The following is a 14,520-nucleotide window of genomic DNA, read 5'->3' as shown; positions in this document are numbered from 1 at the left end:
TGGGGCGGGGGCCTAGGGTGGTCGGCATGACTTGGCTGATCACAGGTGGTGCGGGGTACATCGGTGCGCATGTGGCGCGGACCATAACAGCGGCGGGCGAGCGGGTCGTCGTCCTGGACGATGTGTCGTCGGGGGTCACGGAGCGACTGCCCGACTCCATTCCTCTGGTGCGCGGGGGGCTCCTGGACCGGGAGCTGCTCGACCGCGCACTCGCCGACCACGCCGTCACGGGTGTTCTGCATTTCGCGGCGAAGAAGCAGGTCGGCGAGTCCGTGGAACAGCCGCTGCGCTACTACCGCGAGAATGTGCACGGCCTGACCGTGCTGCTCGAAGCGGTCGTCGCGGCCGGGGTCCGGCGATTCCTGTTCTCCTCGTCGGCCGCCGTGTACGGCGTACCCGACATGGAGCTGATCCCGGAGTCCGCTCACTGCGAGCCGATCAATCCGTACGGCGAGACCAAACTCGCGGGCGAGTGGCTGGTACGGGCGGCGGGACGCGCCCACGGAATGTCCACCGCCTGTCTGCGGTACTTCAATGTGGCGGGCGCCGAGCAGCCGGAACTGGCCGACACCGGAGTGTTCAACATCATTCCGATGTTCTTCGACCGGATCACCCGCGGCCAGGCCCCGCGGATCTTCGGCGCCGACTACCCGACTCCGGACGGCACCTGCGTACGCGACTACATCCATGTATCTGATCTGGCGGACGCCCATCTCGCGGTCGCGCGCAGGCTGGCCGAGCAGGACGGCTCGGGAGCTCCGGCCGGGGACCTGACGGTCAATATCGGCCGTGGGGTCGGCGTCTCGGTGCGGGAGCTCGCCGATCTGGTGGCGGAGGTCACGGGATTCGCTCAGGAGCCGGTGATCGAGCCGCGCCGTCCCGGCGATGCGGCGAAGGCCGTCGCCTCGGTCGATCTGATCGCCAAGGAGCTGGGCTGGACGGCCTCGCGAGGGGTACGCGAGATGGTCGAGTCGGCGTGGGAGGGCTGGTGCCTGCGCCATCCCGAGGCCCGCGGCAGGTGATCCGCGGGCGGACCACGGCGGCCGGCCGGCGTCCCTGACCTGCATATCGTCCGCAGCCATCTCGCGGGTTCCTTCCCTGCGCCCGTTTCCGCAGGTCAGGGGAATGACAACGGTGTTCAGTGCCGTGTTGCCCATACCCCCCGCCCGTAGTTCACTGAGGTCTCGGCAGATCACGTTCCGATGACCAGGAGGCGTCCTCATGGGGGCTGGGCACGACCACGGGCACACACACGGCGGCCCGCCGCCGACGGGTACCGCGGCCCTGGCCTATCAGGGGCGGCTGCGCATCGCGCTGACCATCACACTGAGCGTGATGGTCGTGGAGATCGTCGGCGGCGTTCTGGCCGATTCCCTCGCCCTGATCGCCGACGCCGCCCATATGGCGACCGACGCGGTCGGGCTCGCGATGGCCCTGCTGGCGATCCACTTCGCCAACCGGCCGGCGGCGCTGAACGGACAGAACCGCACCTTCGGCTTCGCGCGGGCCGAGATCCTGGCCGCGCTCGCCAACTGTCTGCTGCTGCTCGGCGTCGGCGGCTATCTGGTGTACGAGGCGGTGGAGCGCTTCATCACCCCGGCGGAGACCAAGGGCGGGCTGGCCATCGTCTTCGCCCTGGTCGGTCTCGTCGCCAATATGGTCTCGCTGTCCCTGCTGGTGCGGGGCCAGAAGGAGAGCCTCAATGTGCGCGGGGCGTATCTGGAGGTGGTCGCGGACGCGCTCGGCTCGGTCACGGTGCTGATCTCGGCCGGGATCATCCTGGCGACGGACTGGCAGCCCGCCGACCCCATCGCGTCCCTGGTCATCGGCCTCATGATCGTGCCGCGCACCTGGAAGCTGCTGCGCGAGACGCTCAACGTGCTGCTGGAGGCGGCTCCGAAGGGCGTCGACATGGGCGAGGTGCGGGCGCACATAGTGGCGCTGCCCGGCGTGGAGGATCTGCACGATCTGCACGCCTGGACGATCACGTCGGGGATGCCGGTGCTGTCGGCGCATGTGGTGGTGAGCCGGGACGTGCTGGACGCGGTCGGGCACGAGAAGATGCTGCACGCCCTGCAGGGGTGCCTCGGGGATCACTTCGATGTGGAGCACTGCACCTTCCAGCTGGAGCCGGTCGGCCATGCGGAACACGAGGCGAAGCTCTGTCACTGACGGCTGTTAGTCTCATCCAGTCTCGTCCCCGCGCTTGAGAAGAGCTGAGTTGATGAACGTCACGGTGACCGCTGCCCTGCGCAGCACACGGTCCGTCCTCCTCAGCTTCCGGGCTCTCGGCTGACCCGTACGCACTGACACGTACGTCTTTCCGTCTTTCGTACGCCGGCCGGGACCCGCACACACTCAAGGGTTCCCACGTTGTCCGACAACGCTCTCAACGCTCTTCACGATGCCTTCTTCGCCCTGCACCACGGTCTCCCGCGGCAGGGCCCCGGCTCCGACACCACCTCCCGGCGGCTGCTCGCCCTCGCCGGGCCGTATCCCGCCCGTCCGCGCGTGCTCGACCTGGGCTGTGGCCCGGGCCGGTCCGCCCTTCTGCTGGCCGCCGAGGCCGGGGCGCGGGTGACGGCCGTCGATCTGCACGAACCGTTCCTCGACGAGCTGCGGCAGACCGCCGGGGCGCGCGGGCTCGGTGACGCGATCCGTACCGTCAACGCCGACATGGCCGAGCTTCCCCTCCCCGACGGCTCGTACGACCTCGTCTGGGCGGAGAGCTCGGCGTACGCCATCGGCTTCGACGCCGCGCTGCGGCAGTGGCGGCGGCTGCTCAGGCCGGGCGGCTCGCTGGTTCTGACCGAATGCGAATGGACGGCCGAGGAGCCCTCGGCCGAGGCCCGCGCCTTCTGGGACGAGCAGTATCCGCTGCGTACCACCGCCGAGAACACATCGGCGGCGCTCGCGGCGGGCTACGACGTCCTCGGGGTGTACCCGCAGCCCGAGAGCGACTGGGACGAGTACTACGGCCCGCTCGGTGAGCGGGCCGACGCCGCCGATGCCACCCTCCCGGGCATGGCGCAGGCGCTCGCCGCGACGCGTGCGGAGATCGCCATGCGCCGGGAGCACGGCACGGAGTACGGGTACACCGGCTACGTGCTGCGGCCCGGCGTCACTGGATCCGGTACGCGATCGGAGACAGGGCCGAAAACCGGCCAACATTCGAGGTAGCCGACAAGACAGCATGTCCGCCCCTGCCGCGTGCGCACGCGGCAGGGGCGGACATGCCCAGTCTGTCGAAGTGCGGACAAGCCGCCTTTGTGCGGCAGACTGGGCAGGCCCCTCAGTTGCCCTGTCAGGGCCGAGGACCGAAGCGAAGGATGGGCATGCCGACCACACCAGCCACCGCGACGAACAGCTCGTCGAACGGCGCATCACAATCGATCCTGCTCGAACTGGTCGACGAGCACGGCAATACCATCGGCACCGCGGAGAAGCTCTCCGCGCACCAGGCACCTGGGCAACTGCACCGGGCGTTCTCGGTATTCCTCTTCGACGAGCGGGGTCGGCTGCTGCTGCAGCGCCGCGCGTCGGCCAAGTACCACTCCCCCGGCGTCTGGTCGAACACCTGCTGCGGGCACCCGTATCCGGGCGAGGCGCCGTTCGCGGCCGCGGCCCGGCGTACGCACGAAGAGCTGGGGATCTCACCCACACTGCTCGCCGAGGCGGGCACGGTCCGCTACAACCACCCCGACCCGGACTCCGGGCTGGTGGAGCAGGAGTACAACCACCTCTACGTGGGGCTGGTGCAGACCGAGCCGCGGCCGGACCCGCAGGAGGTCGGCGAGACGGCGTTCGTGACGCCGGAGGAGCTGGCCGAGCGGCATCGCGAAGGCCCCTTCTCGGCGTGGTTCATGACGGTGCTGGACGCCGCGCGCCCGGCGATCAAGGAGCTGACGGGGCCGTCCGGGGGCTGGTGAGGCTACGGCGTCGGTCCGTCGAGCGGCGAGCCGCCGAGTAGCGAGCCGCCGAGTGACGAGCCGTCGGCCGGTGAGCTGCCGAATGGCGAGCTGCCCAGTGGCAAGTTGCCGGACGGTGAGCTGTCGGACGGTGAGCTGTCGGGTGGCGGTCTGTCGCCGGGAGGTTCGAGAGGTTTCAGCGGCAGCGCGGCCCAGATGATCTTGCCGCCGCTCGCGGTGTGCTCGACGTCGCAGGTCCCGCCCGCCTCCAGCGAGATCTCCCGTACGAGCAGCAGACCGCGCCCGCCCGTCTGCCCATGGTCCGCCTCCAGCACCGTGGGCCTGTACGGGTGGTTGTCCTCGACGGACACCCGGATCCACTCCGCGCCGACGGCGACCTCGACGGCGACCTCCGGCGAGAGCAGGGCCGCGTGCCGTACGGCGTTGGTGACCAGCTCGGAGACGATCAGCAGCAGCCCATGGACCAGGTCGTCCGCGACCGGTACGCCCTGGCGGCCGAGCAGATCGCGAACGGCGTGCCGGGCCTGCGGAACCGACGCCTCGACCGCGGGAGCGGTGAAGCGCCAGACCCCCTCGTACGACAGCGGCGGAGCGGGGACGCTCCCGCGGCTCTCCATGATCCGGCACCACCCTCGGCTCGACTGTCCCAGCCCATTGAGCAACAAGTCTTGGGAATCAGCTGGCCGGACCGGGCCACTGAACAGAAGTCGACGTGTATCGACGGCTTTTGACCGGGTTCGCGCGAATGGCACCGTCAGTTGTGCGACTGTCTCTGAAGGCGGAGCCGCGCCGCCGGCTAGCATCGGGCTAGCATCCGGCGCATGGAGCCGTCGCCGTCACCGCAGCTCGCGCACACCGTCGTGGACGGGGTCGCCACCGTCGTCATCAGCAATCCCGCCAAGCGCAATGCCATGACCGCCGGGATGTGGCGCGCGCTGCCCGAGCTGCTGACGGAGCTGGCGGCGGACGAGTCCGTACGCGCCCTGGTGATGACAGGCGAAGGCCCGACCTTCTGCGCGGGCGCCGACATCTCCTCGCTGCGGGAGCCCGGCGAGGCCCCGCAGTCGCTCGCCGTACGGGCGGAGGAGGCGCTCGCCGCGTTCCCGAAGCCGACGCTCGCCGCCGTACGCGGCTACTGCGTCGGCGGCGGCTGCCAGCTCGCCGCGGCCTGCGATCTGCGGTTCGCGGAAGAGGGCGCGCTGTTCGGGGTGACACCGGCGAAGCTGGGCCTGGTCTATCCGTCCTCGTCCACCCGGCGGCTGGTCTCGCTGGTGGGTCCCGCCGCCGCCAAGTATCTGCTGTTCTCGGGCGAGTTGATCGATACGGAACGGGCGCTGCGCACCGGTCTGGTGGACGAGGTGCTGTCCATCGACGCACTGGGCAAGCGGGTGGCGGAGTTCGCCAGGATCGTCGTGTCGCGCTCGCAGCTCACCCAGGCGGCGGCGAAGGAGTTCGCGACGGGCCGCACCGACCGGGACGGCCACTGGGAGGAGCAGGCGAGCGGCAGCGGCGACCCCGCGGAGGGGGTCGCCGCCTTCCTGGAGCGCCGGACGCCCCGGTTCACCTGGTCGGTCCCTGCTGCTCCAGCTACTGAAGGATGAAGCGGCTCTTCGTACGGAACTCCTCGACCAGCGCTGCCGGAGCCTTCTCCGGCGACCCCGCGTCGTACGGCGGCTGCGGGTCGTACTCCGTGAGGAGCTGTGTGGCCTGGGCGTGCTCCTCGCCCGCCAGCTTGCCCGCCATCGTCAGCGCCATGTCGATGCCCGCGGAGACCCCGGCGGCGGTGATGTACTTGCCGTCGATGACGACCCGGCGGCCCGTGGGCTCGGCCCCCAGCTTCCCCAGCTGGTCCAGGGCCAGCCAGTGCGAGGTGGCCGGGCGGCCCTGAAGCAGTCCGGCGGCGGCGAGCAGGAGTGAGCCGGTGCAGACCGAGGTGGTCCAGGTGGTGGTGGCGTCGACGGCGCGCAGCCAGCCCAGCAGGGTCGCGTTCTCCATCTGGTCGCTCTGGCCGGGGCCACCGGGGACGACGACGATGTCCGGGCTGCTCACCTCGGCGAAGGTCTTCGTGGCGACGAGCGAGAGGCTTCCCCGATCGTTGGTGACCGGGCCGGTGTGCTCGGCGACGAAGACCACCTCGGTGTCGGGGAGGCGGCAGAGCATCTCGTAGGGCCCTACGGCGTCCAGTGCGGTGAAGCGGTCGAAGAGAACGATGGCGATCTGCATGGTGGGTGTGCCTCTCGATCAGCGGTGCACTATTTCGGGGCCGGAGTGCGGAAGCGGCGCCGGTATTCGGCCGGTCCCGTGGCGAGGGCCTTCACAAAGGCGCGGCGCATCGCCTCCGGAGTGCCGTAGCCACAGGCGCGCGAGATCTCCTCCACGCCGCCCGAGGTGTCCTCCAGAAGCCGGCGCGCATGCTCCAGACGGACCCGCTCGACGTAGCGGCCCGGGGTCGTGCCCGTCTCCTTCTGGAAGGCGCGGGCGAAATGGCGGGGCGAGAGCCGTGCGCGGGACGCGAGCGACTCGACGCAGAGATCCCCTTCCGGGTGTTCGGTGATGTGCTGCTGCACATCGCGCAGCGGCTCGCGCCGCGCGGTCTGGGCGGACAGCTGGACGCTGAACTGGGCCTGGTTTCCCGGCCGCCTGAGGAAGACGACGAGATGGCGGGCGACGCTCAGCGCGGTGTCCCGGCCCAGGTCCTCCTCGACCAGGGCGAGCGCGAGGTCGATGCCGGCGGTGACACCGGCCGAGGTGGCCAGCCTCCCGTCGCGTACGAAGATCGGGTCCGGTTCGACGTCGACGGCCGGGTATGTGCGGGCGAGGTGTTCGCAGGCCATCCAGTGCGTGGTGGCCCGGTGGCCGTCGAGCAGCCCTGCCTCGGCGAGCAGCAGGGCCCCGGTGCAGACCGAGACGAGCCGCTGCGCGCGCGGGCCGTGGACGCGCAGCCAGTCGATCAGGCGGGGATCGGGGGCGCGGGTGCCCTGGCCACCGGGGACCAGCAGGGTGTGCGGCGTGGCGGCGTCGGCGAGGCCGGCGTCCGGGACGAGGGTGAGCCCGCTGGACGTACGGACCGGGGTGCCGTCCAGGGACGCGGTGCGGATCTCGTACGTGCCGCCCGCGCCGGCCAGACTCGCGCCCGCGAAGACCTCGACCGGGCCGGTCACGTCGAGGCTCTGCAGGTCGTCGAAGAGGACGACGAGTACGGATCGCTTGGTCATGGCAGCCATCCTTGGGCGTGCCGGAGACGGCCGCAATGCCGTACACCCCACCTTTCCTGCCATGGATTGCCGGGGACTGCCAGGGACTGTGAAGGACTGCCATGAGCCGCCATGCCTGCCGACGCCCCGGAGTGTCCCGTCCTTCACACCGTACTAACCAGTCGGTAACGTACGGGGCATGAGCCCTCTGCCCGCGCGCGCCGGCCGCCGCTGTCACAACGCCCTCAACCCGATGCACTCGACCGTCTACTTCTCACCCGACTTCATGAAGGAACTCGCGCGGCTCGGGGTGAACGACGAGAGAGCCGCCTACTTCGCCGGGCGCTCGGCCGCGATGGGCGCTGTCGGTCCCGGCGTGGTCTCGGCGGCCTTCTACAACTTCAACCATGAGCTGATCGCCCGCCATCTGCCCGCCGTGTGGGACACCGCATCCCCCGACGCGGTACTGGCGGCCCGGCAGCGCGCCGTCGACTCCACGCTGCGGCGGCTGCTCGGTGACGAGATCATCGCCTCGCCGGAGCTGGCGGAGGCCGCGGGGCTCGCGCTGCGCGCCGCCGAGGCGTGCACGCGCCACGCCCGGCCGCTGTACGCCGCCCACGCCGATCTGCCGGTGCCCGAGGAGCCGCATCTCGCCTACTGGCACGGCGCGACCCTGCTGCGTGAGCACCGGGGCGACGGTCATGTCGTGGCGTTGCTCTGCGCCGGGCTCGACCCGGTCGAAGCCCTGGTGAGCCATACCGCGACCGGCAAGGGCATGTCGCCGCGGTGGATCTTGGCCACGCGCGGCTGGCGGCGCGCCGACTGGGAGGCCGCCGAGGAACGGCTTCGCGAGCGCGGGCTGCTGGACGCCAAGGGCGGGCTGACCGAGGACGGCGTACGGCTCCGGGCGGAGCTGGAGGAGCACACGGACCGCCTCGACCGGGCGCCCTACGAGCATCTGGGGGCCAAGGGCGTCGAGCGGCTGACGGAGCTGGGGCGCGGGTTCCTGCTGACGGCGGTGGGCGCGGGCGCGTTCCCCGACGACCTCAACGGCAAGGGCTGATTGTTTGACGGGGTCCTCCACGGCTACCCGGGGGCGACAGCCACCGACTCAGGAGGTCCCTTTGTTCGCCGCCGTCGCAGACGTACTCCGCATGATCGGCTCCGCGCTCGCGAATGTGGTCGCGCTGCCCTTCCGGGCGCTGGCCCGGCTCTTCGGCGGAGCCTCGCGCCGCGGCGGCGGAACGCGCCGCGTCTGACGTATCCGGGGCACGTCCCGAGGCGTGTCCCAAGGCGTGTCCCGAGGCGGCGGGCGACACGGCCCCCGGCCACCCGGCACAATGCACTCTCAAGCAGAGCCAGCACAGCCAGCAGGAGAAGGCGAGTCGGGGAACCGTGACGACGTCCATCGAAGGCAGGATCGCCGAGGAGCTCGGCGTACGCGAGCGACAGGTGAAGGCGGCCGTCGAGCTGCTCGACGGCGGGTCGACCGTGCCGTTCATCGCGCGCTACCGCAAGGAAGCGACCGAGATGCTCGACGACGCGCAGCTGCGCACGCTCGAGGAGCGGCTGCGCTACCTGCGCGAGCTGGAGGAGCGGCGCACCGCGATCCTGGAGTCCGTACGCGACCAGGGCAAGCTGGACGAGGCGCTGGAGGCGCGGATCCGGGGAGCCGACACCAAGGCGCGGCTGGAGGACATCTACCTGCCGTTCAAGCCGAAGCGGCGCACCAAGGCGCAGACCGCCCGCGAGGCCGGTCTGGAGCCGCTCGCCGACGGGCTGCTCGCCGACCCCTCGGTGGAGCCGCCGGCCGCCGCGGCGGCCTTCGTCGACGCCGAGCGGGGCGTCGCGGACGCCGCCGCGGCGCTGGACGGCGCGCGGGCGATTCTGACGGAGCGTTTCTCCGAGGACGCCGACCTGATCGGCGAACTGCGCGAGCGGATGTGGACGCGCGGCAGGCTCGTGGCGAAGGTACGCGAGGGGAAGGGCGACGCGAAGGAGGGTCCCGGCGCCAAGTTCGCCGACTACTTCGACTTCGCCGAGCCGTTCACCAAGCTGCCCTCGCACCGGGTGCTCGCCATGTTCCGGGGCGAGAAGGAGGAGATCCTCAACCTGGAGCTGGAGCCGGAGGAGCCTTCTGAGCAGCCGGGCCCGTCCACGTACGAGGGAATGGTCGCCAGCCGGTTCAACATCGGCGAGCGCGGCCGTCCCGGCGACAAGTGGCTGGTGGACACGGTGCGCTGGGCGTGGCGGACCCGCATCCTGGTGCATCTGGGGATCGACCTGCGGCTGCGGCTGCGTACGGCGGCGGAGGACGAGGCGGTACGGGTCTTCGCGGCGAACCTGCGGGATCTGCTGCTGGCCGCGCCCGCGGGCACGCGTACGACGCTGGGGCTCGACCCCGGATTCCGTACGGGTGTGAAGGTCGCCGTGGTCGACTCGACCGGCAAGGCCGTCGCCACGGACGTCATCTACCCGCACGTCCCGGCGAACAAGTGGGACGAGTCGCTGGCGAAGCTTGCGCGGCTCGCCAAGGAGCACTCCGTCGATCTGATCGCGATCGGCAACGGCACGGCGTCCCGCGAGACCGACAAGCTCGCCGGTGAACTGTGCGCGAAACACCCGGAGCTGGGTCTGACGAAGGTCATGGTCTCGGAGGCGGGTGCTTCGGTGTACTCGGCGTCCGCGTTCGCCTCGCAGGAGCTGCCGGGGATGGATGTGTCGCTGCGCGGCGCGGTCTCCATCGCGCGCCGGCTCCAGGATCCGCTGGCGGAGCTGGTGAAGATCGACCCCAGGTCGATCGGGGTCGGCCAGTACCAGCACGACCTGTCCGAGGTGAAGCTCTCCCGCTCGCTGGACGCGGTCGTGGAGGACTGTGTGAACGGCGTCGGTGTCGACGTCAACACCGCGTCCACGCCGCTGCTTTCGCGGGTGTCGGGCATCAGCACCGGGCTCGCCGAGAACATCGTGGCGCACCGCGACTCCAACGGCCCCTTCCGCTCCCGCAAGGCGCTCAAGGAGGTGGCGCGGCTCGGCCCGAAGGCGTACGAGCAGTGCGCGGGCTTCCTGCGGATCCGGGGCGGCGACGACCCGCTGGACGCGTCGAGCGTGCACCCGGAGGCGTACCCGGTGGTGCGGCGGATGGTGAAGACGACGGGCGGCGAGGTCGCGTCGCTGGTCGGCAACACGCCGGTGCTGCGCACGCTGAAGCCCGCGGAATTCGTGGATGAGAAGTTCGGCCTGCCGACGGTGACGGACATCCTGCGCGAGCTGGAGAAGCCGGGGCGGGACCCGCGGCCCGCGTTCAAGACGGCCACCTTCAAGGAGGGTGTCGAGAAACTGGGGGATCTGACGCCCGGGATGGTGCTGGAGGGCGTGGTGACGAATGTCGCGGCGTTCGGCGCGTTTGTGGATGTGGGTGTCCACCAGGACGGACTGGTGCATGTGTCGGCGATGTCGAAGACGTTCGTCAAGGACCCGCGGGACGTGGTGAAGCCGGGGGATGTGGTGAAGGTCAAGGTCATCGACGTCGACATCCCGCGGAAGCGGATCGCGCTGACGCTGAGGCTGGACGATGAGGCGACGGTCGCGGCTGGGGGTGGGACTGCGGGTGGGACTGCGCCGCAGCGGGAGCGCGGGGGGAGGCCTCCGCAGCAGCGCGGTGGCGGACGCGGCGGCTCTCGTCAGGCCGCGCCTGCTCCGGCCGCGTCGAACAGCGCGATGGCGGACGCGCTGCGGCGGGCGGGGTTGGTGGACCCGAAGGGCGGGGGTAAGCGGGGCTGACGGGGGTGCGGGTGCGGGGTGCGTTGCGAGTGCGCCTGCGGCGGGCTTTCCCCTACCCGCCCTCCCCCTACGCCTAGCGGCGTGGGTAGGGGTCCCCCCAGGCCCTTTGGGCCGAGGGGGCGTACCCCCACCCCGCAACTGGGGCTCCGCCCCAGACCCCGGTCCTCAACGCCGGACGGGCTTGAATTGCCGGGCCATCGGCAACTTAAGCCCCGCCGGCGGAAGACCCAGCCTCGCCGGCGATTGAGGCGCGGGGGTTCGGGGGCAGCGCCCCCGACCAGCGGGCTCAGTGTTCGATGACCTTGCCCTCCGCCACCTCGACACGACGTGTCGTCCGCACCGCGTCCAGCATCCGCCGGTCGTGCGTGACCAGCAACAACGTCCCCGTGTACGAGTCGAGCGCCGACTCCAGCTGTTCGATCGCCACCAGGTCCAGATGGTTCGTCGGCTCGTCCAGTACGAGCAGATTGACCCCCCGCCCCTGAAGCAGCGCCAGCGCCGCCCGCGTCCGCTCCCCCGGCGAGAGCGTGGTCGCCGGGCGCAGCACATGCTCCGCCTTGAGGCCGAACTTCGCCAGCAGCGTGCGGACCTCCGCGGGCTCCGTGTCGGGGACGGCCGCGCAGAACGCGTCCAGCAGCGCCTCCGCCCCGTAGAACAGGCCGCGGGCCTGGTCGACCTCGCCGACCACCACGCCCGAGCCGAGCGAGGCGTGGCCCGCGTCGAGGGTGAGGCGGCCGAGGAGCGCGGCGAGGAGGGTGGATTTGCCCGCGCCGTTGGCTCCGGTGATGGCGACGCGATCCGCCCAGTCGATCTGGAGGTCGGCCGGTCCGAAGGCGAAGTCGCCGCGGCGGACCTCGGCGTTCCGCAGCGTCGCGACGACGGAGCCCGAGCGGGGCGCGGGCGCGATCTCCATCCGCAGTTCCCACTCCTTGCGGGGCTCGTCGACGGTGTCGAGCCGCTCGATCATGCGCTGCGTCTGCCGCGCCTTGGCGGCCTGCTTCTCGCTGGCCTCGCTGCGGAACTTCCGGCCGATCTTGTCGTTGTCCGTCGCCTTGCGGCGGGCGTTCTTGACGCCCTTGTCCATCCAGGACCGCTGCATCTGGGCCCGGCCTTCGAGCGCCGCCTTCTTGTCGGCGTACTCCTCGAAGTCCTCGCGCAGATGACGGCGCGCGGTCTCCCGCTCCTCCAGGTACGCCGCGTAGCCGCCGCCGTACAGGGTGATGCGCTGCTGCGCGAGATCGAGTTCCAGGACCTTGGTGACGGTACGGGTGAGGAACTCGCGGTCGTGGCTGACCACGACCGTCCCGGCGCGCAGGCCCTTGACGAACGTCTCCAGGCGCTCCAGGCCGTCCAGGTCGAGGTCGTTGGTCGGCTCGTCCAGGAGGAAGAGGTCGTAGCGCGACAGGAGCAGCGAGGCGAGTCCGGCGCGGGCCGCCTGGCCGCCGGACAGCGCGGTCATCGGCAGGCCGAGGCCGACGGTCAGACCGAGCGAGGCGGCGACCTCCTCGGCGCGTTCTTCGAGGTCCGCGCCGCCCAGGTCGAGCCAGCGCTCCAGGCTGGTGGAGTACGCGTCGTCGGCACCGGGCGCGCCGTCCACCAGCGCCTGGGTCGCCTCGTCCATGGCGAGCTGAGCGGCGGTGACGCCGGTACGCCGGGCGAGGAAGTCCCCTACCGTCTCCGTCGCCCGCCGTTCGGGCTCCTGGGGGAGATGGCCGACGGTGGCGGTGGGCGGGGAGAGCCTCAGCTCACCCTGGTCCGGCTGGTCGAGTCCGGCGAGTAGACGCAGCAGCGTGGATTTGCCGGCGCCGTTGACACCGACGAGTCCGATCACATCGCCGGGCGCGACGACGAGGTCGAGCTCGGAGAAGAGCGAGCGGTCGCCGCGTCCTGCGGCGAGATCCTTGGCGACGAGAGTGGCAGTCATGAGGGCCCCGATCCTAGCCGGGGGCGGTGGGGCGCGACGTAGAGCCTGATGCGGAAGCCCTCCCCTCATATGTGTAGATATACCGGATTAGGTGCTTTCTTACAGTGGTCCTACATCACCCGAAGTTTCATAGAAGGAGTGCGGTTCTACGCACAATTCACGGGGGAATACGGGGAGTTCGCATGAGTGATCGTCGTTTTGTCGCGCGTGACACGCGCATCCAGGCCGCCGAGGCCGAGTTTCAGCGTCAGGTACCGGTCCACGCCGCCAATGGGGAGGAGACGGACCACCCTTTCATCTGCAACTACTCCAAGGCGCTTCCGCACAACAAGTACGGCGAGGTCGAACCGGCTGCCTACCGCCTGCTCCGCCGGGCACTGGCCACCGGCAGCTACGAGGATTTCGAGCGGATCCCGCTCGGCGACACACGCGGGCTGGTCAACCCGCAGGCCGGACTCTCCTTCGGCCTGGACGGCCCGGACGCGCAGGCGCTCACCATCCCGCCCGCGCCGCGCACCGACAGCGCGGAGAACTCCGCCGAGGCGGTGGAGCTGTACTGGATGGCGCTCTGCCGTGATGTGCTGTTCACGCGGTTCGGCGACAGCGGCCTGGTCGCCGAAGCGGCCACCGAGCTGGGCGGTCTTTCGGACTTCCGGGCGCCCAAGCAGGGCGGCCTGGTGACACCGCAGACGATCTTCCGCGGGGATTCGCGGCACGACCTGATCGGGCCGTATCTTTCGCAGTTCCTGCTCAAGGACATCCCGTACGGCACGCTGCTGATCTCGCAGCGGCAGGACACCCTGGCCCGCCCGGTCGACCACCTCACCACCTGGGGCGAGTGGCTCGAGGTCCAGAACGGCTCCGAGCGTGAGCCGGACGAGCGGAATTTCGCGACGCGACGATACATCCAGACTCCGCGCGACCTCGCGCACTATGTGCACTTCGACGCGCTGTACGAGGCCTACCTCAACGCCGCACTCATCCTGCTGGGCGCGAACGCGCCGGTGGACGCGGGCAATCCGTACAACTTCTCGCGCAACCAGGTCGGCTTCGCGACGTACGGCGGCCCGCACATCCTCTCCCTCGTCACCGAAGTGGCCACGCGCGCCCTCAGGGCAGTGTGGTACCAGAAGTGGTACGTCCACCGGCGGATGCGGCCGGAGGAGTTCGGCGGCCGGGTCCACCAGCAGCTGCGCGGGCAGCGCGAGTACCCCATCGACTCGGAGGTGCTGGACTCCGTCGCCGTCAAGCGGGTCTTCGAGAAGCACGGCAGCTATCTGATGCCGCAGGCGTTCCCCGAGGGGAGCCCGACCCATCCCTCGTACGCCTCCGGACACGCCACGGTGGCGGGAGCGTGCGTGACCCTCCTCAAGGCATGGTTCGACGAGTCGCACATCCTGCCCGGTCCGGTCGTGCCCAGCACCGACGGCACCGCCCTGGAGCCGTACACCGGCCCGGACGCCGACCGGCTCACCGTCGGCGGCGAACTGAACAAGGTCGCCGCCAACATCGCCACCGGGCGCAACATGGCCGGCGTGCACTGGCGCACCGACTACACCCGGGGCGTACGGCTGGGCGAGGAGATAGCGATCGGTCTCCTGCGCGAGGCGAAGGAGACCACCCTGGAGGACGCGGTCTTCACTCTCAACCGGTTCGACGGCACCACCATCGCCGTCTGATGGGACTGGTG

At 70.6% G+C, this 14,520-nt stretch carries 11 protein-coding genes and 2 pseudogenes; 9 read left to right on the top strand and 4 right to left on the bottom strand.

Annotated elements, in window-relative coordinates:
• Positions 1–26 precede the first annotated feature (26 nt).
• The 4 genes and pseudogenes from galE (at position 27) to idi (ending at position 3,929) form a co-directional block, all read left to right on the top strand.
• Positions 27–1,022 carry a UDP-glucose 4-epimerase GalE gene (gene galE, locus ACIHCQ_RS31745; protein WP_399670029.1) on the top strand — a complete coding sequence of 332 codons (996 nt, stop codon included), beginning with the start codon at positions 27–29 and terminating at the stop codon, positions 1,020–1,022.
• 199 nt (positions 1,023–1,221) lie between these two features.
• Positions 1,222–2,172 carry a cation diffusion facilitator family transporter gene (locus tag ACIHCQ_RS31740; RefSeq protein ID WP_399670026.1) on the top strand — a complete coding sequence of 317 codons (951 nt, stop codon included), beginning with the start codon at positions 1,222–1,224 and terminating at the stop codon, positions 2,170–2,172.
• 201 nt (positions 2,173–2,373) lie between these two features.
• Positions 2,374–3,150, top strand: a pseudogene (locus ACIHCQ_RS31735) (class I SAM-dependent methyltransferase); the annotation flags it as partial.
• Between the two features lie 185 nt (positions 3,151–3,335).
• Positions 3,336–3,929: an isopentenyl-diphosphate Delta-isomerase gene (idi, locus tag ACIHCQ_RS31730; RefSeq protein WP_399670023.1), complete on the top strand. Its 594-nt coding sequence runs from the start codon at positions 3,336–3,338 to the stop codon at positions 3,927–3,929.
• A gap of 170 nt (positions 3,930–4,099) precedes the next feature.
• Here idi and ACIHCQ_RS31725 read toward each other — a convergent pair.
• A pseudogene (locus ACIHCQ_RS31725) lies at positions 4,100–4,546 on the bottom strand (ATP-binding protein); the annotation flags it as partial.
• 204 nt (positions 4,547–4,750) lie between these two features.
• Here ACIHCQ_RS31725 and ACIHCQ_RS31720 point away from each other — a divergent pair.
• Positions 4,751–5,530 (top strand): enoyl-CoA hydratase/isomerase family protein, encoded by a 780-nt coding sequence (locus ACIHCQ_RS31720; RefSeq protein WP_399670021.1) that lies wholly within the window; start codon positions 4,751–4,753, stop codon positions 5,528–5,530.
• Here the strand turns inward: ACIHCQ_RS31720 and ACIHCQ_RS31715 are convergent.
• Together ACIHCQ_RS31715 and ACIHCQ_RS31710 are read right to left on the bottom strand one after the other, a co-directional pair.
• Positions 5,517–6,152 carry a DJ-1/PfpI family protein gene (locus tag ACIHCQ_RS31715; protein ID WP_399670018.1) on the bottom strand — a complete coding sequence of 212 codons (636 nt, stop codon included), beginning with the start codon at positions 6,150–6,152 and terminating at the stop codon, positions 5,517–5,519. The two genes, ACIHCQ_RS31720 and ACIHCQ_RS31715, sit on opposite strands and share 14 nt — an antisense overlap.
• Before the next feature lie 29 nt (positions 6,153–6,181).
• Positions 6,182–7,144 (bottom strand): GlxA family transcriptional regulator, encoded by a 963-nt coding sequence (locus ACIHCQ_RS31710; protein WP_399670014.1) that lies wholly within the window; start codon positions 7,142–7,144, stop codon positions 6,182–6,184.
• Between the two features lie 178 nt (positions 7,145–7,322).
• On the opposite strand from ACIHCQ_RS31710, the gene ACIHCQ_RS31705 reads away from it, so the two are divergent.
• The 3 genes from ACIHCQ_RS31705 to ACIHCQ_RS31695 all read left to right on the top strand — a co-directional run bounded on the left by ACIHCQ_RS31705 (position 7,323) and on the right by ACIHCQ_RS31695 (position 10,906).
• Positions 7,323–8,186 (top strand): hypothetical protein, encoded by an 864-nt coding sequence (locus ACIHCQ_RS31705; RefSeq protein ID WP_399670011.1) that lies wholly within the window; start codon positions 7,323–7,325, stop codon positions 8,184–8,186.
• A gap of 61 nt (positions 8,187–8,247) precedes the next feature.
• Positions 8,248–8,382 (top strand): LPFR motif small protein, encoded by a 135-nt coding sequence (locus ACIHCQ_RS31700; RefSeq protein WP_399670008.1) that lies wholly within the window; start codon positions 8,248–8,250, stop codon positions 8,380–8,382.
• 136 nt (positions 8,383–8,518) lie between these two features.
• Positions 8,519–10,906 (top strand): Tex family protein, encoded by a 2,388-nt coding sequence (locus tag ACIHCQ_RS31695; protein ID WP_399670005.1) that lies wholly within the window; start codon positions 8,519–8,521, stop codon positions 10,904–10,906.
• Positions 10,907–11,192: 286 nt separating this feature from the next.
• On the opposite strand, the gene ACIHCQ_RS31690 is transcribed toward ACIHCQ_RS31695, so the two are convergent.
• On the bottom strand, positions 11,193–12,830 hold the full coding sequence (locus tag ACIHCQ_RS31690; protein WP_399670001.1) for an ABC-F family ATP-binding cassette domain-containing protein: 1,638 nt from the start codon (positions 12,828–12,830) through the stop codon (positions 11,193–11,195).
• Positions 12,831–13,012: 182 nt separating this feature from the next.
• Between ACIHCQ_RS31690 and ACIHCQ_RS31685 the strand changes: the two genes are divergently transcribed.
• Entirely contained in the window at positions 13,013–14,509 is a 1,497-nt protein-coding gene (locus tag ACIHCQ_RS31685) for a vanadium-dependent haloperoxidase (RefSeq protein WP_399669998.1), read from the top strand.
• Positions 14,510–14,520: the final 11 nt, after the last annotated feature.

This window comes from Streptomyces sp. NPDC052236 (assembly GCF_044548015.1).
In the GTDB taxonomy this organism is placed as follows: domain Bacteria; phylum Actinomycetota; class Actinomycetes; order Streptomycetales; family Streptomycetaceae; genus Streptomyces.
The sequence above is the reverse complement of the archived record's forward strand: the minus strand, read 5'-3'. Positions and strand labels throughout refer to the sequence as shown.

Coding starts and splice junctions, on each gene's coding strand:
- galE (WP_399670029.1), top strand. CDS start 27: ATGACTTGGCTGATCACAGGTGGTGCGGGGTACATCGGTGCGCATGTG.
- ACIHCQ_RS31740 (WP_399670026.1), top strand. CDS start 1,222: ATGGGGGCTGGGCACGACCACGGGCACACACACGGCGGCCCGCCGCCG.
- idi (WP_399670023.1), top strand. CDS start 3,336: ATGCCGACCACACCAGCCACCGCGACGAACAGCTCGTCGAACGGCGCA.
- ACIHCQ_RS31720 (WP_399670021.1), top strand. CDS start 4,751: ATGGAGCCGTCGCCGTCACCGCAGCTCGCGCACACCGTCGTGGACGGG.
- ACIHCQ_RS31715 (WP_399670018.1), bottom strand. CDS start 6,152: ATGCAGATCGCCATCGTTCTCTTCGACCGCTTCACCGCACTGGACGCC.
- ACIHCQ_RS31710 (WP_399670014.1), bottom strand. CDS start 7,144: ATGACCAAGCGATCCGTACTCGTCGTCCTCTTCGACGACCTGCAGAGC.
- ACIHCQ_RS31705 (WP_399670011.1), top strand. CDS start 7,323: ATGAGCCCTCTGCCCGCGCGCGCCGGCCGCCGCTGTCACAACGCCCTC.
- ACIHCQ_RS31690 (WP_399670001.1), bottom strand. CDS start 12,830: ATGACTGCCACTCTCGTCGCCAAGGATCTCGCCGCAGGACGCGGCGAC.
- ACIHCQ_RS31685 (WP_399669998.1), top strand. CDS start 13,013: ATGAGTGATCGTCGTTTTGTCGCGCGTGACACGCGCATCCAGGCCGCC.